This window comes from Serratia sp. Je.1.23.a (assembly GCF_051129805.1).
GTDB lineage: Bacteria > Pseudomonadota > Gammaproteobacteria > Enterobacterales > Enterobacteriaceae > Serratia > Serratia liquefaciens.
The window spans coordinates 135450-161191 of sequence record NZ_JBCPSR010000006.1 but is presented as its reverse complement, the minus strand read 5'-3'; the positions used below and the strand labels follow the sequence as shown (position 1 = coordinate 161191).

The window sequence follows — 25742 nt, the reverse complement described above, 5'->3', positions numbered from 1 at the left end:
CACTTTGAAAACGAGAACTTTCACCCGCATTTGCGGATTACAGAATGGGAAAAGTATGAAGAACTGGAGAACGCTTATTCTCGGATTGGTGGTTTGTGCCAATACCGCGTTCGCAGCACCCCAAGAAGTGGATAAAGTCGCCGCCGTCGTGGATAACGGCGTGGTACTTGAGAGCGACGTAAACACCCTGTTGCAGTCGGTGAAGCTCAATGCGCAGCAGGCCGGTCAGCAATTGCCGGATGACAAGACCCTGCGTCACCAGATCCTTGAACGTCTGATTATGGATAACATCCAACTGCAGATGGCCAAGAAAATGGGGATTAACGTCTCCGATGCCGATCTGGACAAAGCCATCGGCAACATCGCCGCACAGAACAAAATGAGCATCGATCAGATGCGCAGTCGTCTGGCGTATGAAGGTCTGAACTACAACACTTACCGTTCACAGATCCGCAAAGAAATGCTGATCAGCGAAGTGCGTAACAACGAAGTTCGCCGCCGCGTCACCATCCTGCCTCAGGAAGTGGACTCACTGGCGACTCAGGTTGGCGCTCAGAACGGCAGCGATACCGAAATGAACATCAGCCACATCCTGATCCCGCTGCCGGAGAACCCGACACAGGCGCAGGTTGACGATGCTGAAGCCCTGGCTAAACAGCTGATGGGGGAAATCAACGGCGGCGCCGACTTCGGCAAGCTGGCCATCTCCTACTCTGCCGATTCCCAGGCGCTGAAAGGCGGTAACATGGGCTGGGGCAAGCTACAGGAGATCCCTACCCTGTTCGCCGAAAGACTGGTTAACGCCAAAAAAGGCGACGTGGTTGGGCCAATCCGTTCCGGCGTCGGCTTCCACATCCTGAAAGTGAATGATATCCGTGGCGCCAACCAGTCGGTATCTGTCACCGAGGTTCATGCTCGTCATATTCTGCTGAAACCTTCCGTGGTGCTGACCGACGATCAGGCGCGTGCCAAGCTGCAGGCGGTAGCCGAAGCCATCAAGAGCGGTCGCGCCAAGTTTGCTGACGAAGCCAAACAGCTTTCTCAGGATCCGGGTTCTGCACTGCAGGGCGGCGATCTGGGCTGGGCTTCTCCAGACATCTACGATCCGGCCTTCCGCGACGCGTTGATGAAGCTGAGCAAAGGCGAGGTCAGCCAACCGGTACACTCTTCCTTCGGCTGGCACCTGATCCAGCTGCTGGATACGCGTCAGGTGGACAAAACCGATGCGGCGCAAAAAGATCGCGCTTACCGCATGCTGTTCAACCGCAAGTTTGCTGAAGAAGCGCAGACCTGGATGCAGGAACAACGTGCTCAGGCTTACGTGAAGATCCTTGACGGTAATGCACAACAATAATCGTATCGTAATCACCCCCGGCGAGCCTGCCGGGGTTGGGCCGGATTTAGTGGCAGCGCTGGCGCAACAGGATTGGCCTGTTGAACTGGTGGTGTGCGCGGATCCGGCCTTGTTGCTTGAACGCGCCCGACAGTTGAACCTGCCGCTACAGCTGCGCACCTATCAGCCACAGCACCCCGCTCAGCCACAGCGTGCGGGTACGTTGACGGTATTGCCGGTTGCGACTGCTCATCCAGTAGTGGCTGGTGAGCTGAATGTCGGTAACAGCGCTTATGTGGTGGAAACGCTGGCGCGCGCCTGTGACGGTTGCCTGAACGGCGAGTTTGCTGCGCTGATCACCGGTCCGGTGAACAAGGGCGTGATCAACGACGCCGGTGTGCCCTTTATCGGCCATACCGAATTTTTTGCCGATCGCAGCGGTTGCGACCGCGTGGTAATGATGCTGGCGACCGAAGAGCTGCGCGTAGCGCTGGCAACCACCCACCTGCCTTTGCTGGCAGTGCCTGGTGCCATCACTCGCCAAAGCCTGTTCGAAGTCATCCGTATTCTCGACAACGATCTGAAAACCAAATTTGGCATCGCCCAGCCGCAGATATATGTCTGCGGACTGAACCCGCATGCGGGAGAAGGCGGCCATATGGGACGCGAAGAGATAGATACAATCATTCCGGCGCTAGACGCGCTGCGGACTGAAGGTATTCATCTGATCGGCCCGCTGCCGGCGGACACCCTGTTCCAGCCCAAGTATCTGCAACATGCGGATGCGGTGCTGGCGATGTATCACGATCAGGGCCTGCCGGTGCTAAAATACCAAGGGTTCGGCCGGGCGGTAAACATTACCCTCGGTTTGCCTTTTATCCGTACCTCGGTCGACCACGGTACCGCTCTGGAACTGGCCGGCACCGGCACCGCCGATGCGGGCAGTTTCAAAACGGCCTTGAATCTCGCCATTAAAATGATAATTAATTGTAATGAATAATAAAGTCCACCAAGGGCACTTTGCCCGCAAACGCTTTGGACAGAACTTTTTAACCGATCAGTTTGTCATCGATAGCATTGTTTCCGCCATTCACCCAATGCCGGGCGAAGCGGTCGTTGAAATCGGTCCCGGCCTGGGCGCACTGACCGAGCCGGTCGGCGCGCGCATGGACCGCATGACGGTGATTGAGCTGGACCGCGATCTGGCGGCCCGTCTGGCAAACCACCCGCAGTTGAAAGACAAGCTGACCATTCACCAGCAAGATGCCATGACGGTGAACTTCGCCGAAATGGCCGAGCAGGCTGGCCAACCGCTGCGCGTATTTGGTAACCTGCCGTACAACATCTCGACGCCGCTGATGTTCCACCTTTTCAGCTATACTCAGGCCATTCGCGACATGCACTTTATGTTGCAAAAAGAGGTGGTCAACCGCCTGGTTGCTGGCCCTAACAGCAAAGCCTACGGGCGTTTAACCGTGATGGCGCAGTACTACTGCAACGTTATTCCGGTGCTGGAAGTGCCACCAACTTCGTTCACTCCGGCGCCGAAAGTGGATTCCGCAGTGGTACGTCTGGTACCGCACAAGGTGAATCCAAATCCGGTGGGTGACGTGCGCATGCTGAGCCGCATCACGACTCAGGCGTTCAACCAGCGCCGGAAAACTGTCCGCAATAGCCTGGGGGATTTGTTCACTCCGGAGCAACTGACGGAATTGGGTATCGATCCGGTACTTAGAGCAGAAAATATTTCTGTGGCGCAATACTGTAAGCTGGCTAACTGGCTTTCAGCCAATCCCGCGCCGCAGCAATAAGGAGTAGTGATCATGATTGATTCGCCTCGCGTATGTATTCAGGTACAAAGTGTCTATGTGGAATCACAGTCGATACCTGAGGAAGAACGTTACGTCTTCGCTTATACCATCACCATTCGCAATCTGGGGCGTTTCAACGTGCAGCTGCTCGGCCGTTACTGGTTGATCACCAACAGCAATGGCCGTCAAACCGAAGTTCAGGGCGAAGGCGTCGTCGGCGAGCAGCCGCTCATTCCGCCCGGGGGCGAATTCCAATACACCAGCGGTGCCATTCTTGAAACGCCACTGGGTACCATGGAAGGCCATTACGAAATGGTTGATCATCAGGGTCAGCCGTTCCAGACCGCTATTCCCGTGTTCCGCTTAGCCATTCCAACGCTGATTCACTGATTATGTCGACATATCTTATCGGCGACGTTCATGGCTGTTTTGATGAACTCAAGTCGCTATTGGCCCAGGTTGCCTTCGATCCCCAACATGACCAGCTGTGGCTGACCGGCGATCTGGTGGCGCGTGGCCCCGGTTCACTAGACGTGCTGCGCTACGTGCGCTCACTCGGACCGGCAGTACGCATGGTGCTGGGCAATCACGATCTGCATCTGCTGGCCGTTTATGCCGGCATCAGCCGCAATAAACCCAAAGATCGCATTACGTCGTTGCTGGAAGCGCCAGACGCCGATGAGCTGATCAACTGGCTGCGCCGCCAACCGGTGCTGCAGGTCGATGAACAACTCAAGCTGGTGATGGCGCATGCAGGCATCACGCCGCAGTGGGACATTGAAACTGCGCAAACCTGTGCCCGTGAAGTGGAAGCCGTACTGAGCAGCGACAGCTATCCGCTGTTCCTCGACGCCATGTACGGTGACATGCCGAACAACTGGAGCCCAGAGCTAAGCGGGCTGGCGCGCTTGCGTTTCAGCACCAATGCCCTGACGCGCATGCGCTACTGCTTCCCGAACGGCCAACTCGATATGATCTGCAAAGATGCGCCAGGCACTGCGCCTGCTCCGCTGAAACCCTGGTTTGATTTGCCACGATTGGTCGACGCCGATTACACCATTGTTTTCGGTCACTGGGCATCACTGGAAGGCAAAGGCACGCCGGAAGGCATTATTGGCCTGGATACCGGCTGTTGCTGGGGGGGCGATTTGACCATGTTGCGTTGGGAAGACCGGCAGTACTTTACCCAACCGGCCCATCGCAGCGATCTGTCCGACAGCGTACACCAGCAGGCCGCGTCATAATCCCGTCGGGGCGGCCAATGCCGCCCCGCTGTTTTCTTCTTAAGCCCCAATCACTCCACCGTCTTCACGCGTAATCATCAATACCGATGAACGCGGACGCGGGCTATTGTTCGGGAAATGAGAGTCACCTTCTTCACCCGGGTGCTGTACGTTGACGAACATCGTCTTGTAATCGGGGGTAAAGGTAATGCCGGTCAGTTCGCATGACTTTGGCCCCACCATAAAGCGGCGGATTTCGCCACTTTGCGGATCGCCCACCAGCATTTGGTTGTTGCCCTGTCCGGCATAGTCGCCTTTGTTGCTGTATTTGCCGTCGGTGAGGATCCACAGGCGACCGGTCTTATCAAAGCCCAGTCCGTCCGGACTGTTGAAAGTATTCTCGGCCGTGATATTGGGTGTGCCGCGATTCACGCCTTCCGGATGGGCAATCGGGTTACCGCACAGCGCGTAAATATCCCAGTTGAATGACGCAGCTGTGGCATCACCGCCTTCATCCCAACGGATAATTTGGCCGTAGACATTGTTCGGTCGCGGGTTAGCGGCATTCAACGGCATACCTTCTTCACCACGTTTGCTGTTGTTGGTCAGCGTGCAATAGGCGCGCCCATCATGTGGATTGACGGCGATCCATTCCGGCCGGTCCATTTTGGTAGCCCCCACCTGCGCCGCAGCCTTGCGGGCGAAGATCAACACTTCCGCCTCATCGCGGAAACCATTTTCCGGCGTCAGGCCATTTTTACCGAACTCCAGCGCTATCCAGCGCCCGGTACCTTTCAGCGGTGTGCCGTTGGCGTCCCCGTCAAACTGCGCCACATATAAAGTGCCTTCGTCCAGCAGGCTGCGGTTGTTGGCCGGGTTAGCCACATCAACCACGCCTTTGGATACGTACTTATAGATGTGCTCACCACGCTCATCGTCACCCATGTAGACCACCAGGTGACCATCCTTGGCGACGGTCACCGCCGCATTTTCATGTTTGAAACGGCCCAGTGCGGTATGTTTGATTGGCGTTGAGCCAGGGTTCATTGGGTCGATTTCGACGATCCAGCCATGACGATTGAATTCATTAGGGTTCTTCGCCACGTCAAAGCGTTCATCGTAATCCGGCCAGTTACGCTCAGGTTCGCTGACTTTCAACGTATAGCGCTTTTGGTCCGCCGTGGTCTTGTAGTCGGCCTGGTGAGTGCCGAAATAGGTATCGAAATTCTCTTCGCAGGTCAGGTAAGTGCCCCAAGGGGTTTTTCCGTTGGCGCAGTTACCGAAGGTACCCAATACCTTGCGGCCGCCAGGATCCGCCGCCGTTTGCAACAGCACATGCCCGGCAGCCGGGCCGCTGAACTGCATCTCGGTGTTGGCGGTGATCCGGCGGTTATAACGCGATGGGCGCTCGACCTCCCAACGTTGACTATCACCCACTCGGCGGACCGCTACAATAGAAACGCCATGGGCAGCCTGTGACTTGCGCACGTCTTCAAGACTGGTGGCTTTGGTGCCGCCGTGAGCAAACAGGTATTGCTCGTTGACGTATTCGTTGTTGATGGCCATCACGCCGTGATTGTCATCAATCGGGAAGAAGCTCATACCGTCATTATTATCGCCGAACTGTTTTTCCTGATCGGCAGCGCTGTTGTTGCCCTGTGGGTCGAAAGCGGCAGCTCCCTCAACCAGCGGATCACCCCAGGAGATCAGTACCTCGGCGCGATAGCCTGGCGCAATCGCCACCTCATCAGCGGTGGAAGCGGCAATCCCTTTAAAGCCCAGCAGCTTGTTCGGTGGCAAATCTTCCGCCAGAGCCTGAGCGGAAACCGTCCAAATACCGCCGCCGAGGAAACCGGCCAGGCCAACGGCACCGGCGCTGCCCAGCAACAGTTTACGGCGAGTGGGATCGGTCAGGCGATCGGCATCTAATTGCTCAATTTTGGTCGTCATAGGTTTATTTCCTTTTTAATATGGCGCCGCGATCGAGATTCACCAGAGTTGCCGGGGCGCTCAGAGTTGGGCTTCATACTAATCAGGAAGTGTGACGAAAATGTTACAACGAAAAGTCAGGGAGAGGTGGGTGGTAAAAAGACAAAGGGCGCAATCACTTGCGCCCTCAGAAGGATAGGGTTAATCGCCGGCCATTAACGGCGTTCCAGGATCTCGAAACAATAGCTGTGAGAATTCAACTCATCGGCATCGTGGAACTCGCTGAATGAGGTTTCCCATTCGTCCGGCTCATAGTCTGGGAAATGGGTGTCACCGCCGACTTCGGCATCGATATGCGTCAGGTACATACGGTTAGCGCGTGCCAGGAACTGGGTATAAATACGCCCGCCGCCCATCACCATCACTTCTTCCACATCACCGGCTGCGGCCAGCGCTTCGTCCAGTGAAGTCGCCCAGGTCACCCCGGCGTCAGTGCCAGGACGGCTGCTCAACACGATGTTATGGCGGCCCGGTAACGGACGACCAATAGACTCGAAAGTTTTACGGCCCATAATAACCGGTTTATTCAGCGTGTTACGTTTAAACCACGCGAGGTCCGCCGGCAGGTGCCAAGGCATGGCGTTTTCCATGCCAATAACGCGATCCGCCGCCAAGGCAGCGATCAGGCTGATAATCATTGTTAAACCCTGTGTAGGCAGCAAAATTGCTCACACTATACGTAAAGCCCCAACGGTCGTCGATAGGCTAATCAAGCAATATGAATATATAAGATAGCTCTTATCAGTATATCTAATGCCCAACAATTTTGGCTCATGATCCTTAAACGCCGGGACGTTTGCGGTATAACCACAGCCCAGGTAATGACAACCCAATCGATAATGCCCCCACGATAAAGCAGGCCTTGAGGAAGTTGGTCATCATGGTGGCCATCAGCGCCTCGCTGTAACCCAGATGCGAAATCTCTACCACGCTGATCATCGCGGTATAGGCCGAGATACCGGGGAACATCGGGATTACTGCCGCCACGGTAAACACCTTCGGATGCGCCAGCAGCCAGCGCGACCAATAAATACCGATGATGCCAATCAGGATCGCCGCCAGCAGCGATGACCATTCAATATTCATCCCCACATGCATCATCAGCATGCGGGAGCCGTGGCCAATCGCCCCCAATAGCGCACAATAGCGCAATGCGCGCAGCGGCACGTTGAACACCATGGCGAAACCCAACGCCGGCACCGCCGCCAGCAGCATATCCTGCAATAAGGCCCAGAGCAGACTCATGACCACCCCCGCAGATCCCACAGCGACATCGCCATCACTACGCCGATACAGGTAGCCAGCGTCAGCAGACTGGCCATCGCCCAGCGCGCCAAACCGGTATTGACGTGGCCCTTGAACATGTCGGCCACCGCGTTAATCAGCGGGAAACCGGGCACCAGCAGCAATACGCTGGCGGCCATCGCCACGGTGGAGGTTTCGTTAAACAGCGGCAGCCGCAGCAACAGCCCGGAAACCGAGGTCGCGACAAAGGCCGTCAGGCAAAAGTTAATCAAGGGATTCATGTGGCGTGCGGTCAGCACCTGACGCACCGACATAGCCAGGCCACTGGCAATAAAGGTGACGGCAAAGGCCTTTTGATCGCCGCCGTTCAGCACGCTGAAACAACCGCATGACAGCGCCACCATCAATACCACCAGCCAGCGTGGATAACGCAAAGGGCGGATCTTGTCGAAGCGCCGGGCAACGTCATGCACATCCGCCAGCCGATGCTCCGCCAAAATAACGATGTGCTGCACCTCCGTCACCATCTGCATATTGATGCCGCGATCGACGTTCTTGCGCGTGGTCGTCAGACACTCACCGTGGCTGATGGTGGTCAATACCACCGCATTGGCCGAGATCGAACTTTCAACGCTGTCCATCCCCAGCGCTATCCCCAATCGGGTCGATAACTGCTCCACCACAGTGCTCTCGGCACCATGCTGCAGCAACAGTAAAGCGCACTGAATGCACAGGCGGGTAATTTCACGCTGCTGTCGCTGCGCTTCCGGCTGGTCTATATGGGTTGTCTGATACATGAGGCCCCGTCGTGATCCCTGAGTGAATATTCATCATATTGCCAAACATTACCTCATTTGGTTGATGCGTATCAGGGGACGTGGCGTTATTATCGCCTCCATTACGCCTTTTGTGCTGAGAGTCAAATCATGCTTGAAACTTCGCTGTTCGTTGCTGGTATCGCCACCTTGGGCATGCTGTCACCCGGCCCGGACTTTTTCCTGGTGATCAAGAACGCCGCCCGCTACCCGCGTCTGGCCGCGATGATGACGGCTTTCGGCGTGATCTGCGGCGTCGCCACTCACATGTCTTACTGCGTCGCCGGGCTGGCGGTCGTGATCACCACCACGCCATGGCTGTTCAACGTGCTGAAATACGCCGGTGCGGTCTACCTGATTTGGGTCGGCATTCAGGCACTGCTGTCGCGCAGCGGCAGCAAGATGAACGTCAGTAACCTGCCGCCACAGCAAACAAGCCTGAAAAGCGCCTTCGTACAAGGCTATCTGTGCAATTTGCTCAACCCAAAAGCTACGCTGTTCTTCCTGGCGGTATTCACCCAGGTGCTGCAAATCGACTCAGGGTTGGGCGAAAAACTGTGGTATGCGGGAATTATCCTTGGCCTGTCTGCTCTCTGGTGGCCAGTTCTGGTGTTCCTGATCCAAAGCGGACCGGTGCGTCGTGGCCTGGAGAAAACGCAAAAGGTGGTGGATAAGCTGCTGGGCGGGATGCTGATTGCTCTGGGTATCAAGGTGGCGCTGAGTTAATTCGGCCATCGTGGGCGCAGCCCGGCGGCTGCGCCCATTAGGCTTATCCCTTGGCTTCCACCACTTCATCTTCCGGCGCTTTGCCATCAATACTGCCACGCCACCCACTCTGCGGTACTCGCGCCAACCGATCCTGATCCTGTTCGATGGCCGCGCTGAGCATTTCTTTCGCCCGCTGCAGGCTGGCAACGCGGAATTCGGTATCCTGATAATTATCCAGCGTGTCTTCCAGCATTTTCAGGTTATAGCGGCGGAAAGTATCCGCTTTTTCCCGCGCCTCGTAGGCGTCCAGCCCCAGCAACTCCAGCGTCTCACGACCAATGCGTAGCGAACTTTCAAAGGTTTCCCGCTCCGGCTTTTCCACACCTAACTGACGCAGCTGATACCAGTGATCGACATCACGCGCGCGCGCTACCACTTTCAAGTGCGGGAAGTGCCGTTTGGCCAACTCGGTCAGTTGCAGGTTAGCCTCCACGTCGTCGATGGCGTTGATCAACACCTTGGCGTGCTCGGCACCGGCTGCCTCCAGCAGATCGGCGCGGGTGGCATCACCATAAAACACCTTGGTATCGAACTTGCGCAGCGTTTCAATATGGTCAGGATCGTGATCCAACACCACGGTATGTACGCCATTGGCCAGCAGTAAACGGCCGGCTATCTGACCGAAACGACCAAACCCGGCGATGATCACGCTGGCGTTCTCTTCATCAATCACATCCGCCGGGCGTTCGTCTTTCGGCGTATTTTTCTCGAGCCGTGTTGCCACCACCAGCAGCAGCGGCGTCGCCGCCATCGACAGGGCAACCGCCAGCGTCAACGATTTGGCCCAGTCTGGTGGCAATACTCCGGCCAGTTGAGCGGCGCCGAAGATCACGAAGGCAAACTCACTGCCCTGGCCCAGCAGGATCGCGAACATGCCGCGTTGACGCTTCGGTACCCCAAGCCAGGGGCCAATCAGCCACAGCAGCGCCGCCTTGATCAGCATAAAGCCCAGCAGCAGCGAGGCGATCAGCAGCGGGTGATGGAACAAGGTACCGAAGTCGATCGACATGCCAACGCCGATAAAGAACAGCCCGAGCAGCAGCCCCTTGAACGGCTGAATATCGCTTTCCAGCGCATGGCGGTATTCAGAGCTCGCCAGCAGCACCCCGGCGAGGAAGGCGCCCATCGCCATCGACAGCCCGGCCATTTCCAGCAGAATGCCAAAGCCGAACACCAGGAACAGCGCCACGGCGCTGAAAACCTCACGCATGCCCGATCGCGCGACAAAATGCAGCAGCGGCCGGGTCACATAGCGCCCCAGCAGTACCACTATTGCCAGCGCACCCACCACTTTGGCCGCTGACAGGGAAAACGCCGCTAACGTAGTAGTGGCACCGCTGCTGGCCAGCAGTGGGATCATCGCTACCAGGGGGATCGCTGCGATATCCTGGAACAGCAGTGCCGCAAACGCACTGCGACCAATCGGCGACGGCGTCAGGTTACGTTCGCTCATGGCCTGCATGGCGATGGCGGTGGATGACAACGCCAGCGTCAGGCCAATCAGCAGCGCCACCTTCCAGTTCAATCCGAGGAAATAGCAAAAGGCGCTCAGCGCCAATCCGCATGCTGCCATCTGAATAATGCCACCGCCAAACACCGAGGCGCGCAGCGTCCACAGCCGTTTCGGATCCAACTCCAGGCCGATGATAAACAGCATCAGCACCACGCCGATTTCGGCAAAGGTGAGGATCGATTCGGCATCGGAGACCAGCTTCAGCCCCCAGGGGCCAATAATGCAGCCGGCAATCAGGTAGCCCAACACCGAGCCCAGCCCGAGCCGCACCGCAATCGGCACAAACAACGCGGCCGATCCCAAATAGATCAGCCCCTCAATCATCATCTGGTGATTATCCATGCTCAACTCCCTGCTCGGCGGGTTCACCGTGTTCCATCAGATAGGCTACCAGCCGTTGACGGTAGGCTTCCCCTGCCGCAATCAGCGCCGGTTCATTGCAGGTAAAGGTGTTATGCACGGCAAAATACGGTTGCCAATGCATACCGCAGTACAGCGCCGTCGCTTGCAGCGGCTGCCCGAGAGCCGCGAAGTTCGGGTAAGCGCCCAGCTCGAAATGGTGTTCATCGCCACCGCTGGTCACTGCCCACAGCACATCTTTGCCCACCAGGGCATTGCCTTCATGACCATAGGCCCAGCCGTGCTCCAGCACCTTATCGATCCACAATTTCAGCAGCGGCGGTTGGCTGTACCATTGCATCGGATGTTGCAGCACCACCAGATCGGCGCGCTCCAGTGCCCGCTGTTCGGCATTGATATCGATATTGAAGTCGGGATACAGCTCATACAGCGAGCGTACCTCCACCTCGGGAATATCCTTCACGGCCTGCAGCAGGCGGTGATTGGCATGCGAATGCCGGGGATAGGGATGGGCGTAAATAATCAGAATCATTGTTGTCGTCGTTCCTTCGTTCCATGCCAATACATCAAGCATATACCAATCACACAGGGTGACAGTTTGCTGAATGATTGATAGCGGAAATTTCTAATTCACGACAACAAATTCACTGAACAAGTTAAAAAAATAAGGGCGCTGCAATGAACTGCAGCGCCCTGGCTCTTACGGCATCATCGAATTACTTGGTGATACGCGCGTGCAACTCCTGCACCGAAGTCACCTGTTCGGTCGGATCCGCTTTTAGCGCCATCGCGGTGGCAAAGCCGCCGTTCAGGGTCGTATCGTAATGCACCTTGTACTGCAATGCGCTACGACGGATCAGCTTGGAGTCCTCAATCGCCTGGCGACCGGCGGTGGTGTTGACGATGTAGGTGTATTCGCCATTCTTGATACGGTCCTGAATGTGCGGACGGCCTTCATGCACCTTGTTGACCAGGCGTGGGTTAATCCCCGCTTCGCCCAGCACCACGGCGGTACCGTGAGTGGCATCCAGCTCGAAGCCCTGTTTCAGCAGGCTTGCCGCCAGATCTACTACCCGGGCTTTATCGCCTTCACGCACCGACAGCAGCGCACGGCCCTGTTTTTTCATGCCTGACTGGCTGCCGAGCATCGCCTTGGAGAAGGCCTCGGCGAAGGTACGGCCCACGCCCATCACTTCCCCGGTAGAGCGCATTTCCGGCCCTAAAATCGGGTCGACGCCTGGGAACTTGTTGAACGGCAGCACCACTTCTTTTACCGAGTAGTAAGGCGGGATGACTTCTTCCGTCATGCCCTGCTCAGCCAGGGTTTTGCCTGCCATCACGCGCGCAGCCACTTTGGCCAACGGGACGCCGGTGGCCTTGGAAACAAACGGCACGGTACGCGCGGCGCGTGGGTTGACTTCAATCAGGTAAACTTCATTGTTTTTCACGGCGAACTGCACGTTCATCAAACCGCGCACCTGCAGCTCAAACGCCAGTTTCTCAACCTGCTGGCGCATCACGTCCTGAATTTCCTTGCTCAGGGTGTAGGCCGGCAGTGAACAAGCCGAGTCACCGGAGTGCACGCCCGCCTGTTCGATGTGTTCCATGATGCCGCCGATCAGCACACGTTCGCCGTCGCAGATGGCGTCGACGTCGACTTCTACCGCGTCATCCAGGAAGCGATCCAGCAGCACCGGGGCATCATTGGAGACGCTGACTGCGTTTTGGAAGTAACGGCGCAGGTCGATTTCGTCGTAAACGATTTCCATCGCCCGGCCGCCCAGCACATAAGAAGGACGTACCACCAGCGGGTAACCGATCCCGGCCGCTTTCTCTACCGCCTGCTCAATGGTTGCCACGGTGGCGTTGGCCGGCTGTTTCAGGCCCAGACGGTGTACCGCCTGCTGGAAACGCTCACGGTCTTCGGCGCGGTCAATCGCGTCCGGGCTGGTGCCGATAATAGGTACGCCTGCGGCTTCCAGCTCGCGCGCCAATTTCAGCGGCGTCTGGCCACCGTATTGCACGATAACGCCTTTCGGCTTCTCGATGCGCACGATTTCCAGCACGTCTTCCAACGTTACCGGCTCGAAGTACAGACGGTCGGAGGTGTCGTAGTCAGTAGACACGGTTTCTGGGTTACAGTTGACCATGATGGTCTCGTAACCGTCTTCGCGCAGCGCCAGCGAGGCGTGCACGCAACAGTAGTCGAATTCGATACCCTGGCCGATACGGTTTGGCCCGCCGCCCAGCACCATCACTTTCGGACGGTCGTTGGTCGGGTTGGACTCGCACTCTTCTTCATAAGTGGAGTACATGTAAGCGGTGTCGGTGGCGAATTCCGCCGCGCAGGTATCCACGCGCTTGTAAACCGGGTGCAGGCCATAGCCATGACGCAGCTTGCGGATTTCGCTTTCGGCGACGCCGGCCAAGGTGGCCAAACGCGCATCGGCGAAGCCTTTGCGCTTCAGGGTGCGCAGGAACTCTTTCGTCAGGCCGTTGATGCCGGTGCCGGCAACCTGCTCTTCCAGACGCACCAGCTCTTCAATCTGCACCAGGAACCAGCGGTCTACGTTGGTCAGGTTGAAGACGCCGTCAACGGACAGGCCGGCGCGGAAGGCGTCAGCGATGTACCAGATGCGGTCAGAACCGGCGTCTTTCAGCTCACGACGGATTTTGGTCAGTGCTTCCGGGTCATCCAGGCTCACTTTAGGGTCAAAACCGGTGGCGCCCACTTCCAGCCCGCGCAATGCTTTCTGCAGCGACTCTTGCTGGGTACGGCCAATCGCCATCACTTCACCGACGGATTTCATCTGGGTAGTCAGACGGTCATTGGCACCGGCAAATTTCTCAAAGTTGAAACGAGGGATCTTGGTCACGACGTAGTCGATGGACGGTTCAAACGACGCCGGCGTACGGCCACCGGTGATGTCGTTCATCAGCTCATCGAGGGTGTAACCCACCGCCAGTTTAGCGGCGATTTTGGCAATCGGGAAGCCAGTGGCTTTAGATGCCAGCGCCGAAGAGCGGGATACGCGCGGGTTCATTTCGATGACGATCAAACGGCCGGTTTTCGGGTTAACCGAGAACTGCACGTTGGAACCGCCGGTTTCCACGCCGATTTCACGCAGTACCGCCATCGAGGCGTTACGCATGATTTGGTATTCTTTGTCGGTCAGGGTTTGCGCCGGTGCTACGGTGATGGAGTCGCCGGTATGGATACCCATGGCATCGAAGTTTTCGATCGAACAGACGATGATGCAGTTATCGTTCTTATCGCGCACCACCTCCATCTCGTACTCTTTCCAGCCGATCAGCGACTCGTCAATCAACAGCTCTTTGGTTGGAGACAGGTCCAGACCACGCTCGCAGATCTCTTCGAACTCTTCGCGATTGTAAGCGATGCCGCCACCGGTGCCGCCCATGGTAAAGGAAGGACGGATAATGCACGGGAAGCCGACGTCAGCGGCCACCGCCAGCGCTTCTTCCATATTGTGCGCAATACCGGAGCGCGCGGTGTCCAGGCCGATTTTTTTCATCGCCACGTCGAAGCGACGACGGTCTTCTGCTTTGTCGATCGCGTCAGCGGTAGCGCCAATCATGGTCACGCCGAACTCGGCCAGCACGCCCTGACGTTCCAGCTCCAGCGCGCAGTTCAGTGCGGTCTGGCCGCCCATGGTCGGCAGCACGGCATCCGGACGCTCTTTTTCGATGATTTTACGCACCACTTCCCAGTGGATTGGCTCGATGTAGGTCGCATCCGCCATTTCCGGATCGGTCATGATGGTGGCCGGGTTGGAGTTGACCAGAATAACGCGGTAACCCTCTTCGCGCAGCGCTTTACACGCCTGGGCACCCGAGTAGTCGAACTCACACGCCTGGCCGATAACAATCGGGCCAGCGCCGAGGATCAGGATGCTTTTTATGTCTGTACGTTTTGGCATTTTTTACTGCTCCTGATTATTTGGCGTAAGAACGGTAAGTCTCAATCAGTTCGATAAAGTGATCGAACAGCGGCGCGGCGTCGTGTGGGCCCGGGCTGGCTTCAGGGTGGCCCTGGAAGCTGAACGCTGCTTTATCGGTGCGGTGAATGCCCTGCACCGTGTGGTCAAACAAGGATTTGTGCGTGACGCGCAGTTCGGCCGGCAGGTTGTTTTCGTCTACCGCAAAACCATGGTTCTGCGCGGTGATCATGACGCAGTCGTTATCCAGATCTTTTACCGGGTGGTTGCCGCCGTGGTGGCCAAGCTTCATCTTCACGGTTTTTGCACCGCTGGCCAGAGCCAGCAACTGATGGCCGAGGCAGATGCCAAACACCGGGATATCGGTTGTCAGGAACTGCTTGATGGCGGCGATGGCGTAATCGCATGGCTCCGGGTCACCCGGTCCGTTGGACAGGAAAATACCGTCCGGATCCATCTTCAAGACTTCATCCGCCGGGGTCTGTGCCGGCACCACCGTCAGGCGGCAGCCGCGATCCACCAGCATACGCAGAATGTTGCGCTTGGCGCCGTAGTCATAGGCCACCACGTGGAACGGCAGCTCAGAGGCCGGTTTGGCTTCCGGCAGGTCGCCTTCAAGCGTCCAACTGCCCTGCTGCCAGCTGTAGGCTTCCTGGGTGGTAACTTCTTTCGCCAGATCCATGCCTTTCAGGCCCGGGAAGGCTTTGGCCTTCGCTAACGCCAAGGCGGCATCCGGCGTGTCGGCAGCGATGATGCAGCCGTTCTGTGCCCCTTTCTCGCGCAGCAGGCGGGTCAGCTTGCGGGTATCGATATCGGCAATCGCCACGATGTTGTGACGCTTCAGGTAGTCAGACAGGCCTTCTTCGTTGCGGTAGTTGCTGGCAATCAGTGGGAGGTCGCGAATGACGAGGCCTTGGGCGTGTACAGCGGAGGATTCTTCGTCGGAAGCATTGGTGCCGACATTGCCGATATGAGGATAAGTAAGAGTAACGATCTGGCGGGAGTAGGAAGGATCAGTGAGGATTTCTTGATAACCGGTCATCGACGTATTGAAGACCACTTCCCCCACTGCCGTACCCTCTGCCCCGATGGCCCGACCGTGGAATTGGGTTCCGTCTTCGAGAACCAATAGCGCTGACTTAATCAAAACACCCTCCAAGGAATAATCAATCACAATATTTGCATATTAATTCAGATATCACGATCTAAATCAATGCAAAAACCGCCCTCAAGGTCAATTTTTGGCAAATTGGGCGCATTTTAATGATGAGTGCTCCGCTTGTCTACCCAAAGCGCCATTTTTTCTCTTATTTTTGCACTTCTCGGCGTTTAATGGGGTCAGTAGCCATAAAAACACGTCTAAACTCGGGTGAGTAAACGGTTGCGAGCTCTAAAGACAGAAAATCACAATTCCCAGGGCACTTTTCCAGGCGAGAGATACGTTTGAAGGGGAAAAAGCATCATAAATTAAAAGTTAATCACCAAAAATAGCAATCAACCAATAAAAACGACCTAAAACACACATTTATCATGTTAAAAAAAAGGACAATAAAATTATTGTCCGTTAATCATAGCACTATGATTAATACAGCCACATCACGATGGCATACAAATCAATTATAACTGGTCTAAACCGAGCACATCACGCATATCAAACAGACCTTTATCATGACCTTCAAGCCATGCTGCAGCCTTAACCGCACCACTGGCAAAAGTCATGCGGCTGGAGGCCTTATGGGTGATTTCTACCCGCTCACCGATGTCGGCGAACATGGCGGTGTGTTCACCGACGATATCGCCAGCGCGAATAGTGGCAAAGCCAATGCTCTTCGGATCGCGTTCACCGGTATAACCTTCACGCGCATACACCGCGCACTCTTTCAGATCGCGCCCCAGCGCGCCGGCAATCGCCTCGCCCATCGCCAAAGCCGTCCCCGAAGGAGCGTCTACCTTATGCCGATGATGCGCTTCAACAATCTCAATATCGGTATAGTCGCCCATCACCTGCGCGGCTTTTTCCAGCAGCTTTAACACCAGGTTCACGCCCACGCTGAAGTTGGCGGCGAAGACGATGCCAATCTGCCCAGCCGCGGCACGGATGGCTTCTTTACCCACATCATCGAAACCGGTGGTGCCAATCACCACGGCTTTTTTGTGCTCAACGCAGAAAGCCAGGTACGCCAGGGTGCTTTCCGGACGGGTGAAGTCGATCAGGATATCGAAATCGTCGGCCACTTTTTCCAGGCTGTCGCTGACGGTTATGCCCAGCGCACCAATGCCCGCCAGTTCACCTGCGTCGGTCCCAATCAGGCTTGAACCTGGGCGCGATACTGCCGCCCCCAAAACCACGCCCTGCGCCTGATGTACCGCCTGGATCAATTGGCGGCCCATACGGCCGCCGGAACCCGCAATCGCAATGCGGATGGGTGAATCAGTCATACTTGCTCTCTTGTTGATTGATTTCATTACCCTAAATAATTGGAGCTGTATCAAGGCGGCAAGCGAGCTTATCCCAATGAGCTTACTTCAGTAAGTGATTCGGGTAAGTGAGCGCAGTCAACACAGATACAGCTTCAAGTATGACGGGTATATCGGTTCAGGGTAACTGCCTCGCCCTATCATCGCCAGAGGATTCATTTCATAATTAGAAAATTATGATATCCCCCACTTTTCATCAGTAATGCTGTCAATGGGTTAACAATCAGGCCGATCAACGCCCATTGACGATTGTACATAAACATGCAATTTGAACCGGTGAAATTTGCATGAAAAAACGCTCGTTTTCTTCATTCAAACCGGCACAGGTACCACCAGCACGCCGCTTAGCTTAGTATAGGGCGCAACTGCCGCTTTAATTACCTGAGAACCACGGATGAAAACCGCGCAAACCACCATATCGGAAACCCTGACGCAAGATTTGGCCCGCCGCATCATCAGTGGCGATCTGCCGCCTGGGCTGTCGCTGCCGGGGGAGAATGAATTGGCCTTGCAGTATTCGGTTTCACGCACTTCGGTACGTAACGCGTTGCAGGTGCTGGCGGCGAAGGGGTTGGTCTCCATTCAGGCCAAGAAGCGCAGCACCGTCAATGCCCGCGAGCAATGGAGCTTTTTGGATCCTGACGTACTGAGCTGGTTGGCGGAAGGCAGTCTCGACCAACAACTGGTCGAACAATTGATGGTCACCCGTCTGATCTTTGAACCGAATATCGCGGCATTAGCGGCCGTTAACGCCACCGGTCATGACCTGGCCGCGCTGGAAGATGCTTGCAAACTCATGTCACAAGGGCAACAGCAGGCCAGTCGCCAACTCTTCGAGCAGGGCGATATGGCATTTCACCTTGCCTTGCTGGGCGCCAGCCACAATCCTTTTTTGCATTCATTGGGCAGCGCACTTTCCGCGGCTATGGCGCTCTCTTTCCAGCAAACGCTGGAAGAAGATATCCGGCTGACCAAAAGTGCGGTTGAAGAGCACCAACAATTGCTGGAGGCCATTCGCTTCAAACAGGTAGAAACTGCACGCCAGCGTATGCGTGTCATTCTGCTCAATGCGGCCAAAAAGAATCACTGGCAGCAGCAACCGGAAATGTTCGCCCACATCCTCTAAAAATCCCTCTTTGCTGTAATTTCGATCGCCCTCACAGATCCTGAGCAATTTTCGCTCTAGCATTCTTGTATGACAAGACTGCATGGTTTGTATTACTTGAATGAATAACAACTGGATTGGTATCGATTGGGGCACCACTAACTTCCGCGCTTTTTTAATGTGTGGGGAGCAATGCCTAAGTAACCTCAGCCATCCCTGCGGGTTGCTGGCCGTTGAAAAAAACCGGTTTGCCGACACCCTACATACCTTATTGCAGCCCTGGTTAGTCGAACATGGCGCTTTGCCGGTGGTCATGGCCGGCATGGTGGGATCACAACAGGGGTGGCATGAGGTTGCCTACATAACCCAGCCGTGCGGCCTGAAAAATTTGGCGGCTGGGGCCATGAAATTCACCACTGACTGGGGTAGCCCAGCGTGGATCATTCCCGGTGTTCAGGGGCTGGGGCTGGCTCAGCAGCCCGAAGTGATGCGAGGAGAAGAAGTGCAGCTGCTCGGTTTGGCCAGACGACATCCAGCGGCGCAATGCCTGGCAATTTTACCCGGAACCCACAGCAAGCATGTTCAGTTGAATCAGGGAGAAATCGGCCACTTCTCAACCTTTATGACCGGCGAACTGTTCTCGTTGCTCAGCCGGCACTCCATTTTGGGCAACGCCCTGCCGGAACAACAGGAGGACGCGCAGGCGTTCATCCTCGGGGCCGATACGGCACGCAGCGGTGCCCCCCTCAGCCACCTGATTTTCTCGGCACGTACCCGCCGCCTCAGCGGTGAAATCGCCGCGGAAAATATACACAGCTACCTTTCCGGCTTGTTGATCGGTAATGAGCTTCAGGCGCTGCCCGCGCACCAGCCCATCTGGGTTGTCGCCAGCCCCCCGCTGGTTGCGCGCTACCAAATGGCGGCGGAACCCTTGGGCCTGTCATTGCGCGCCACGGATGGCGATAGCTGCTTTATCAACGGATTAAGTCAACTGTATCCCCTACTACAAGGAACCGCCCAATGAGCCCAGAAATCTTCCTCCAACAGTGGCAGCAACAGCCGCTTCCCCTGGTCGCTATTTTGCGTGGCATCACGCCTGAGGAGGCTGAGCCCGTCGTCGAAATTCTGCTGGACTGCGGCTTCCGCTTTCTGGAGGTACCGCTTAATAGCCCCACCCCGTACGACTCTATTCGCGTGATCAGGAAAACCGTCGGCGACAGGGGTTTTGTCGGCGCCGGCACCGTCCTGAACGTCCAGCAGGTTGAAGAGGTGGCCAAAGCCGGGGGACAACTGATTATTTCTCCCAATACCGACGCCGCGGTGATCGGCCATTCCCGTTATTTGAATCTGATCAGCATGCCCGCCGTGGCCACCCCTTCCGAAGCCTTCTGCGCCCTTGCCGCCGGAGCCAGCGGATTGAAGCTGTTCCCGGCAGAAAGTATTACCCCAGCGGTAACCAAGGCGCTGCGTGTCGTGCTTCCCCAAAGACTGGTTTGCTTGCCGGTAGGAGGGATCCAACCGGATCCCCTGCAGATGCGCGCCTATATCCAGGCGGGCAGCAACGGGTTTGGGCTGGGAGGCGGACTCTATCAACCCGGCATCAGCCTGGCGGCATTACGTCAACGCGCGCTGGCCTATCAGGCCGCCTGGCGTCAATCGGTGGGGTAACACCTCACGCCTCAGTACCGTACTGCCGCAGCCCAAGGCTGCCGATCGCTCCTTGAATACGCCGGCATAACCCGGCTAATAAAAATAAATCAGAGGAAACCATCATGAAGCTGACCACGGAAAATCCAACGGCGGAACAGGCCGCTGAAACGCGGGTGTACGGTAAAATTACTCGCCGTCTGATCCCTTTCCTGATTTTGTGCTATTTCTTCGCCTATCTGGACCGCGTTAACGTCGGGTTCGCCAAGCTGCATATGCAAGACGCCCTGAGCTTCAGCGATACCGTCTATGGTCTCGGTGCCGGCATTTTCTTCATCGGCTATTTTATTTTTGAGCTGCCAAGCAACCTGCTGATGCAACGCTTCGGGCCGCGCTTTTGGATTGCCCGCATCATGGCCACCTGGGCGATCCTGTCCGCGGCCATGATGTTTGTCACCACGCCAACCACCTTCTATGTATTGCGTTTTCTGCTTGGCGTGGCCGAGGCCGGCTTTTTCCCCGGCATCGTGTTCTATTTAACGCTGTGGTTCCCTTCATGGCGTTCCGCCCGCACGCTGGGGCTGTTCATTCTGGTTACACCGCTGTCGGTGATTATCGGCAGCCCGCTTTCAGGTTTGATCCTCAAACTGTTCGAAAATGTCGGCGGTTTACACAACTGGCAGTGGCTGTTCCTGGTCGAGGCCATTCCCTCTTTCTTGCTGGCCTTTGTGGTGCTGCGTTACCTGGATAACAACGTGGCTGAAGCCAAATGGCTCAACGCCGAAGAGAAAAAGATCGTGCAAACCGATCTGGCCAAGGATCGCGCCAACCGGGATCGCGCAGCAAACGGCAAAGCGGCCCACAGCCTGAAAGAGATGCTGGCTAACCGCTATGTCTGGCTGTTGGCGTTGATTTTTTTCAGTTTCAACGTCGGTTATTACGGCGTCAGCTTCTGGTTACCTTCCATTATCAAAACCTCAGGCATCAGCGACGATTTCCAAATCGGCCTGCTGGCTGCGTTGCCTTACGTATTTGGCGCCGTCTTTATGATCTGGAACAGCCGCCATTCCGATCTTAAGCAGGAACGTCGCTGGCATATCGCCATCCCGGCGGTGATTGGCTGCATCGGCCTGACGTTGAGCGCTTACTGCAGCGGCTCCACCTTCTGGATGATGACGTGGATATGCGTAGCAATGTCCGGCACCCTGGCGCTGATCCCTACCTACATCAGCCTGCCCGGCACCCTGCTTTCCGGCACCGCCGCCGCTGCCGGTATTGCTCTGGTGAATTCTGTCGGCAACCTCGCGGGTTTCTTCGGCCCCACGGTACTCGGCTGGCTGAAAGATCAAACCGGCCAGACCGACAGCGGCCTGTACATTCTGGCGGGCTTCCTGTTGCTCTGCGCCCCGTTGATTTTCATGCTGCCGGCCAAACTGGTCTCCCCTAAAAAAAACCATGACTTGCAACACCAACATATTGCTCAGCCTGACGCTGACAATCCTTTAAATATCACTGAGAGATCTTGATTATGAGCGGATGTGGAACCTGTGGCAGCGGCGGTTGCGGCTCGCATTTCAACCCCATTCTGGAGGGCGATGATGGCGCGCTGAAGCGTGCGCTATACAAATCCATGGGGCACAGTGACGAACAACTGCGCCGTCCGGTGATCGCCGTGGTCAACAGCTATACCAACGCGACAGCCGGCCACGCCAATCTGAATGAGCTGACGGCCAAGGTATTGCAGGGCATTGAAGAAGCCGGTGGGGTCGGCATGGTGTTCGGCACTATCGCTCCCTGTGACGGTATCGCCGAAGGGCATCTCGGCATGCGCTACATTCTGGCCGCTCGTGAAGTGATCACCGCCTCCATCGAAGTGATGATGCGTGCCCATCGTTTCGACGGCATGGTGTTGCTTGGCTCCTGCGACAAAATTGTCCCCGCCATGCTGATGGCGGCGGCACGGCTGGATATTCCGGCCATCATGGTTAACGGCGGGCCGATGTACCCGGCTGAATATAAAGGTAAACACTGGGACGGCAACATCGTCACCGAGGCCATCGGTTGGAAGATGCGTGGCGAAATCGATGAGGCGGAATTTGCCCATATCGAAAATATCGCCGAACCCGGCCCGGGCTCCTGCACTATGTACGGCACCGCCAACACCATGTGCTGCATCGGTGAAGTACTGGGTATGAGCCTGCCCGGCAGCAGCACGCTGCCGGCGGTTTCGGCCGAACGCCGCGAGTGCGCTATCGAAACCGGGCGCACCGCGGTGGAACTGGTATTGAATGGCGTCAATGCCCGCCAAATTATCACCGCCGAGTCGATCCGCAATGCGGTGATCTACCTGCTGGCCACCGGCGGCTCCACCAATGCCATTCTGCATCTGCAAGCCATTCATTACGAAGCGGAACTGGGCCACCTGCCGCTGTCCGTCTTCGATGAGTTGAGCCACCAGGTACCGCTGGTTGCCTCGCTCTATCCGGCCAGTGAACATGACATGATTGATTTTTGGGAAGCGGGTGGCGTACCGGCAGTAGAGCTTGAGATTGCCAAACTGCTCGATCTCAATGCGTTAACCGTCACCGGCAAAACCAAAGCTGAACTGCTGGTGGAAACCCGGCCAAGCCGCCGCCCGGAAGTCATCCATACCCTGGCCATTCCGGTGCGGAATGAAGCTGGCGTTGCCGTGCTGCACGGTAATTTGTCACCGTTGGGCTGCGTGGTGAAACCTGCGGCAGTGCCGGAAAATTTGATGCGCTTCCGGGGGCCCGCCGTGGTGTTCAACAGCGAGCAGGAGTCCGTCGAGGCGATTATGTCCGGCCAGATTAAGCCGGGTAGCGCCCTGGTCTTGCGCTATGAAGGGCCTAAAGGTGGCCCCGGCATGCCGGAAATGTATAAGCCGATGAAATCGCTGGAAGGCATGGGCCTGGCTGACAGTTGCGCTCTGATCACCGACGGCCGTTTCTCCGGCTCCAACCGCGGGCTGTTTGTCGGCCATATCTCGCCTGAAGCGGTGGACGGCGGCGAGCTGGCATTAGTGCAAGACGGTGACGAAATATCCATCGATATTCCCGCGCGTACTCTTACGCTGCACGTTGACGAGACGATGTTGGCGCAGCGGCGCCAAAACTGGCAACCCGTGGACAAAGAAGTGCCGCGCGGCTTCCTGCGTTTATATCGTCGCTGGGCTTTACCTGCTGCGCAGGGTGCCGTACTGGCCGATCGAGAGGAGGAATAATGGGCCGTTACCAAGCTATCGACATTGAAGGGGTCAACCCTATCGTCGCCATGCCGTTCAAGGCCAATGGCGAAATCGACCCGCTGAGTTTTACCCAGTTGCTGGAGCATTTGGCAGCAACCGGCGTTCAGGGAATGACGCTGTTTGGCATCGCCAGCGAATTCCCGAAGCTCGAGGAGCCTGAGCGTGAACGCCTGGCGGAGATATTTATCAGCGAACTGGCAGGAGCCCCGCTGTTTCGCGCTATCTCGGTCACCGATCACAGCAGCGAAGTCGCCGTCAAACGCGCTCGTCATTATCAAGCTCTGGGCGCCGACGCGTTGATGCTGCTGCCCCCCTTTTTCCTTCAACCCAGCCCACAGGCGATCCAGCAGCACATTTTCGCCGTTCTGGAGGCCGTAGACATCCCGGTAATGGTGCAATACGCGCCGAGTGAAACCGGTTTGCCGATCACCCCGCAACAATTGGCCGACGTGGCAGCCCGCTATCCCCATGCGGTGTTCAAAATTGAATGTAATCCGCCGGTGGAATACACCAAAGAATTTCTGCAACTGGCTCCCCAGGCCAACGTTCTGAACGGCTATGCCGGGCTTTATATGTTGCAGATGTTGGCGGCGGGCGGCAAAGGCGTGATGCCGGGTTGCTCGTTCAGCGAGATTTACCTGCGTATTTATCGCCATTGGCAGGCCGGCGAAGTTGAACAAGCGAATAGGCTGCATCAGGCATTGTTGCCTTACATCCAACGCTGGATGAGTCACTGCGAATACATCATTCAGATCGAAAAGACCGTCCTGCAACGACGCAATATCATCGCTACCGATTACTGTCGCCACCCCGGTTGGCAACTGACTGCAGAAGATCGGCTGATGATCGACCGATTTTTAAGTCAATTTTCCCTGTGACCACAGTGGCAGTCCATCGCGATTGTGATGGACTGCCGAATACAAAAAATGGGGGCCGAAGCCCCCGTGACAGAAAATATTCAAGCGGTTAACGCCGCCACCTCTTCGGCAATCGCCGCCAGCGCATCATGGCAGGCGTAATCGGCCTGAACCCATGCCGCATGCTGTCGGTAGGCCGGTTGCGTCAAGATCTGCTGCACGGCATGACGCAGCTGCGATTCGTCCGGATTGCTGGTGTGCAGATTAATACCGCAGCCAGCTGCCACCACCCGAGAAGCCGCCTCGAGCTTGTCCTCGCCGGTACCGGCGATAATCAACGGCACGCCCTGATCCAACGCGTAGTTGATTGAGCCGTAACCGCCGTTGGTGATCAGCACTGCGGCCTGCGGCAGCCAGCGTTCGAAAGAGATAAACTCCCGCACTCTGGCATTGTCCGGCAGCCGCTCCAACAGCCCGTCGACCGAACGCCCCCCGGTGGTCGCCAGCACCCGTACCGGTAACTGTGCCAGCGCCTTCAGCGTCGGAACAATCAACTGATGCAGATCGACATTCGCCAACGTGCCCTGGCTGACAATCACCAGCGGCCGTTGGTCCGTCTCATCCCAGAGGGCTTCGCTCGGCAGTTGCATCGGGGCGCTGCGCAACGGGCCAATAAATCGCACGCCGGCCGGCAAATCGTCACGCCGATATTCCAGCGCAGGGGTCGCCAGTTGCAAGAAACGATCGCAACCGCCGATCAAGGCATCGCTAAAGGGTTGGTGCAGCGGCCTGCCACCGGATTGCGTCATCGCGGCGTCAAAACTCTGCTGCACCTCATCAATCAAGGCACGCGTGGCGTCATCCACCAGCTGTTCGCGACGTAGCTCCCGCGGCAACAGCGCCGGAGGAATGCGCGGCCCGTAGAAGATGGAATCTTCAGACGAGAATGACAGCGGCGTTACGCCGATACCGATAACCGGAGGGCGTTCTTCCGCCTGCAGCAGCGGCAATACCCCGTAGAAACAGTTTTCCACCATCAGCAGATCGGTAGCCTCGGCGGCGATCACCGTACGCAACTGTTGATTCAGCAACGGGATTGGAGCGGCGAAAAAGTCTTTCAACGCCAGCGCCATCTGCACATTGCCCGGCGGCAATGCAGCGCGTTCAGGAAAGTGTTCCTCGAGATAGCGATAGTCGAAATCGACCTTAGGATCGAAGGCAACAAACTTCGCCCCTATCGCCTCCGCACGTTCACGGAACAACGCGCCGGTCATCACCCGAACCTGGTGCCCTTGCGCAATCAGGTGCCGGGCAATGCCCAGCATCGGGTAAACGTGACCGGGCGTTGCCACGGCGGTCATCAGAATACGTGCC

At 56.7% G+C, this 25742-nt stretch carries 22 protein-coding genes; 12 read left to right on the top strand and 10 right to left on the bottom strand.

Annotated features, from left to right (window positions below):
• Positions 1-55: 55 nt before the first annotated feature.
• Genes surA through apaH form a run of 5 tightly spaced genes read left to right on the top strand, consistent with a single transcriptional unit; the run spans position 56 to position 4388 of the window.
• Positions 56-1354: a peptidylprolyl isomerase SurA gene (surA, locus tag AAZT04_RS19900; protein ID WP_041414190.1), complete on the top strand. Its 1299-nt coding sequence runs from the start codon at positions 56-58 to the stop codon at positions 1352-1354.
• Positions 1341-2333 (top strand): 4-hydroxythreonine-4-phosphate dehydrogenase PdxA, encoded by a 993-nt coding sequence (gene pdxA / locus AAZT04_RS19895; protein ID WP_046374537.1) that lies wholly within the window; start codon positions 1341-1343, stop codon positions 2331-2333. The genes surA and pdxA overlap by 14 nt, the downstream gene beginning before the upstream one ends.
• On the top strand, positions 2326-3144 hold the full coding sequence (gene rsmA / locus AAZT04_RS19890) for a 16S rRNA (adenine(1518)-N(6)/adenine(1519)-N(6))-dimethyltransferase RsmA (protein WP_020825176.1): 819 nt from the start codon (positions 2326-2328) through the stop codon (positions 3142-3144). The genes pdxA and rsmA overlap by 8 nt, the downstream gene beginning before the upstream one ends.
• A gap of 12 nt (positions 3145-3156) precedes the next feature.
• Positions 3157-3534 carry a Co2+/Mg2+ efflux protein ApaG gene (apaG, locus tag AAZT04_RS19885; protein WP_012005174.1) on the top strand — a complete coding sequence of 126 codons (378 nt, stop codon included), beginning with the start codon at positions 3157-3159 and terminating at the stop codon, positions 3532-3534.
• A gap of 2 nt (positions 3535-3536) precedes the next feature.
• Positions 3537-4388, top strand: a complete 852-nt coding sequence (gene apaH, locus AAZT04_RS19880; protein ID WP_116691303.1) for a bis(5'-nucleosyl)-tetraphosphatase (symmetrical) ApaH — start codon at positions 3537-3539, stop codon at positions 4386-4388.
• Between the two features lie 39 nt (positions 4389-4427).
• Here apaH and AAZT04_RS19875 read toward each other — a convergent pair whose 3' ends face one another.
• From AAZT04_RS19875 to AAZT04_RS19860, 4 genes are all read right to left on the bottom strand, one after another.
• Positions 4428-6317 carry a PhoX family protein gene (locus AAZT04_RS19875; protein WP_129941546.1) on the bottom strand — a complete coding sequence of 630 codons (1890 nt, stop codon included), beginning with the start codon at positions 6315-6317 and terminating at the stop codon, positions 4428-4430.
• Positions 6318-6511: 194 nt separating this feature from the next.
• Positions 6512-6994 (bottom strand): type 3 dihydrofolate reductase, encoded by a 483-nt coding sequence (gene folA / locus AAZT04_RS19870; RefSeq protein WP_020825173.1) that lies wholly within the window; start codon positions 6992-6994, stop codon positions 6512-6514.
• Positions 6995-7136: 142 nt separating this feature from the next.
• Positions 7137-7601 carry a threonine/serine exporter gene (locus AAZT04_RS19865; RefSeq protein WP_020825172.1) on the bottom strand — a complete coding sequence of 155 codons (465 nt, stop codon included), beginning with the start codon at positions 7599-7601 and terminating at the stop codon, positions 7137-7139.
• Positions 7598-8398: a threonine/serine ThrE exporter family protein gene (locus AAZT04_RS19860; RefSeq protein ID WP_020825171.1), complete on the bottom strand. Its 801-nt coding sequence runs from the start codon at positions 8396-8398 to the stop codon at positions 7598-7600. Before AAZT04_RS19860 ends, AAZT04_RS19865 begins: the two co-directional genes overlap by 4 nt.
• 129 nt (positions 8399-8527) lie before the next feature.
• Here AAZT04_RS19860 and AAZT04_RS19855 point away from each other — a divergent pair, with 129 nt between their 5' ends.
• A complete protein-coding gene (locus tag AAZT04_RS19855; RefSeq protein WP_020825170.1) occupies positions 8528-9142 on the top strand; it encodes a LysE family translocator in 615 nt (204 codons plus the stop codon).
• 43 nt (positions 9143-9185) lie between these two features.
• Here the strand turns inward: AAZT04_RS19855 and kefC are convergent, their stop codons facing one another.
• From kefC to dapB, 5 genes are all read right to left on the bottom strand, one after another.
• The gene (gene kefC / locus AAZT04_RS19850; protein WP_020825169.1) at positions 9186-11039 is read right to left on the bottom strand and encodes a glutathione-regulated potassium-efflux system protein KefC; all 1854 of its coding nucleotides are present in this window, start codon (positions 11037-11039) and stop codon (positions 9186-9188) included.
• The gene (kefF, locus tag AAZT04_RS19845; protein WP_434681450.1) at positions 11032-11589 is read right to left on the bottom strand and encodes a glutathione-regulated potassium-efflux system oxidoreductase KefF; all 558 of its coding nucleotides are present in this window, start codon (positions 11587-11589) and stop codon (positions 11032-11034) included. The genes kefC and kefF overlap by 8 nt, the downstream gene beginning before the upstream one ends.
• A gap of 184 nt (positions 11590-11773) precedes the next feature.
• Entirely contained in the window at positions 11774-14998 is a 3225-nt protein-coding gene (gene carB, locus AAZT04_RS19840) for a carbamoyl-phosphate synthase large subunit (RefSeq protein ID WP_048762913.1), read from the bottom strand.
• Between the two features lie 16 nt (positions 14999-15014).
• Complete coding sequence (gene carA, locus AAZT04_RS19835) at positions 15015-16163, bottom strand: glutamine-hydrolyzing carbamoyl-phosphate synthase small subunit (protein ID WP_071888917.1); 1149 nt, start codon at positions 16161-16163, stop codon at positions 15015-15017.
• 470 nt (positions 16164-16633) lie between these two features.
• Complete coding sequence (gene dapB / locus AAZT04_RS19830; RefSeq protein ID WP_115060127.1) at positions 16634-17455, bottom strand: 4-hydroxy-tetrahydrodipicolinate reductase; 822 nt, start codon at positions 17453-17455, stop codon at positions 16634-16636.
• A gap of 433 nt (positions 17456-17888) precedes the next feature.
• Between dapB and AAZT04_RS19825 the strand changes: the two genes are divergently transcribed.
• The 6 genes from AAZT04_RS19825 (at position 17889) to AAZT04_RS19800 (ending at position 24389) form a co-directional block, all read left to right on the top strand.
• Complete coding sequence (locus AAZT04_RS19825) at positions 17889-18620, top strand: FadR/GntR family transcriptional regulator (RefSeq protein ID WP_020825164.1); 732 nt, start codon at positions 17889-17891, stop codon at positions 18618-18620.
• Between the two features lie 100 nt (positions 18621-18720).
• Complete coding sequence (locus AAZT04_RS19820; RefSeq protein WP_041414186.1) at positions 18721-19623, top strand: 2-dehydro-3-deoxygalactonokinase; 903 nt, start codon at positions 18721-18723, stop codon at positions 19621-19623.
• Positions 19620-20267, top strand: a complete 648-nt coding sequence (locus tag AAZT04_RS19815) for a 2-dehydro-3-deoxy-6-phosphogalactonate aldolase (RefSeq protein ID WP_262259492.1) — start codon at positions 19620-19622, stop codon at positions 20265-20267. Before AAZT04_RS19820 ends, AAZT04_RS19815 begins: the two co-directional genes overlap by 4 nt.
• Before the next feature lie 104 nt (positions 20268-20371).
• Complete coding sequence (locus tag AAZT04_RS19810) at positions 20372-21772, top strand: MFS transporter (RefSeq protein WP_371078727.1); 1401 nt, start codon at positions 20372-20374, stop codon at positions 21770-21772.
• A 2-nt stretch (positions 21773-21774) separates the two neighbouring features.
• A complete protein-coding gene (ilvD, locus tag AAZT04_RS19805; protein ID WP_176984186.1) occupies positions 21775-23487 on the top strand; it encodes a dihydroxy-acid dehydratase in 1713 nt (570 codons plus the stop codon).
• Positions 23487-24389 carry a dihydrodipicolinate synthase family protein gene (locus AAZT04_RS19800; RefSeq protein ID WP_046374546.1) on the top strand — a complete coding sequence of 301 codons (903 nt, stop codon included), beginning with the start codon at positions 23487-23489 and terminating at the stop codon, positions 24387-24389. Before ilvD ends, AAZT04_RS19800 begins: the two co-directional genes overlap by 1 nt.
• An 80-nt stretch (positions 24390-24469) precedes the next feature.
• Here the strand turns inward: AAZT04_RS19800 and AAZT04_RS19795 are convergent, their stop codons facing one another.
• Positions 24470-25729: a glycosyltransferase gene (locus AAZT04_RS19795; RefSeq protein WP_262259497.1), complete on the bottom strand. Its 1260-nt coding sequence runs from the start codon at positions 25727-25729 to the stop codon at positions 24470-24472.
• Between the last annotated feature and the right edge of the window lie 13 nt (positions 25730-25742).

Excerpts from the sequence above, each read along its gene's own strand:
- surA (WP_041414190.1), top strand. The coding sequence starts at position 56 with ATGAAGAACTGGAGAACGCTTATTCTCGGATTGGTGGTTTGTGCCAAT.
- pdxA (WP_046374537.1), top strand. The coding sequence starts at position 1,341 with ATGCACAACAATAATCGTATCGTAATCACCCCCGGCGAGCCTGCCGGG.
- rsmA (WP_020825176.1), top strand. The coding sequence starts at position 2,326 with ATGAATAATAAAGTCCACCAAGGGCACTTTGCCCGCAAACGCTTTGGA.
- apaG (WP_012005174.1), top strand. The coding sequence starts at position 3,157 with ATGATTGATTCGCCTCGCGTATGTATTCAGGTACAAAGTGTCTATGTG.
- apaH (WP_116691303.1), top strand. The coding sequence starts at position 3,537 with ATGTCGACATATCTTATCGGCGACGTTCATGGCTGTTTTGATGAACTC.
- AAZT04_RS19875 (WP_129941546.1), bottom strand. The coding sequence starts at position 6,317 with ATGACGACCAAAATTGAGCAATTAGATGCCGATCGCCTGACCGATCCC.
- folA (WP_020825173.1), bottom strand. The coding sequence starts at position 6,994 with ATGATTATCAGCCTGATCGCTGCCTTGGCGGCGGATCGCGTTATTGGC.
- AAZT04_RS19865 (WP_020825172.1), bottom strand. The coding sequence starts at position 7,601 with ATGAGTCTGCTCTGGGCCTTATTGCAGGATATGCTGCTGGCGGCGGTG.
- AAZT04_RS19860 (WP_020825171.1), bottom strand. The coding sequence starts at position 8,398 with ATGTATCAGACAACCCATATAGACCAGCCGGAAGCGCAGCGACAGCAG.
- AAZT04_RS19855 (WP_020825170.1), top strand. The coding sequence starts at position 8,528 with ATGCTTGAAACTTCGCTGTTCGTTGCTGGTATCGCCACCTTGGGCATG.
- kefC (WP_020825169.1), bottom strand. The coding sequence starts at position 11,039 with ATGGATAATCACCAGATGATGATTGAGGGGCTGATCTATTTGGGATCG.
- kefF (WP_434681450.1), bottom strand. The coding sequence starts at position 11,589 with ATGATTCTGATTATTTACGCCCATCCCTATCCCCGGCATTCGCATGCC.
- carB (WP_048762913.1), bottom strand. The coding sequence starts at position 14,998 with ATGCCAAAACGTACAGACATAAAAAGCATCCTGATCCTCGGCGCTGGC.
- dapB (WP_115060127.1), bottom strand. The coding sequence starts at position 17,455 with ATGACTGATTCACCCATCCGCATTGCGATTGCGGGTTCCGGCGGCCGT.
- AAZT04_RS19825 (WP_020825164.1), top strand. The coding sequence starts at position 17,889 with ATGAAAACCGCGCAAACCACCATATCGGAAACCCTGACGCAAGATTTG.
- AAZT04_RS19820 (WP_041414186.1), top strand. The coding sequence starts at position 18,721 with ATGAATAACAACTGGATTGGTATCGATTGGGGCACCACTAACTTCCGC.
- AAZT04_RS19815 (WP_262259492.1), top strand. The coding sequence starts at position 19,620 with ATGAGCCCAGAAATCTTCCTCCAACAGTGGCAGCAACAGCCGCTTCCC.
- AAZT04_RS19810 (WP_371078727.1), top strand. The coding sequence starts at position 20,372 with ATGAAGCTGACCACGGAAAATCCAACGGCGGAACAGGCCGCTGAAACG.
- ilvD (WP_176984186.1), top strand. The coding sequence starts at position 21,775 with ATGAGCGGATGTGGAACCTGTGGCAGCGGCGGTTGCGGCTCGCATTTC.
- AAZT04_RS19800 (WP_046374546.1), top strand. The coding sequence starts at position 23,487 with ATGGGCCGTTACCAAGCTATCGACATTGAAGGGGTCAACCCTATCGTC.
- AAZT04_RS19795 (WP_262259497.1), bottom strand. The coding sequence starts at position 25,729 with ATGACCGCCGTGGCAACGCCCGGTCACGTTTACCCGATGCTGGGCATT.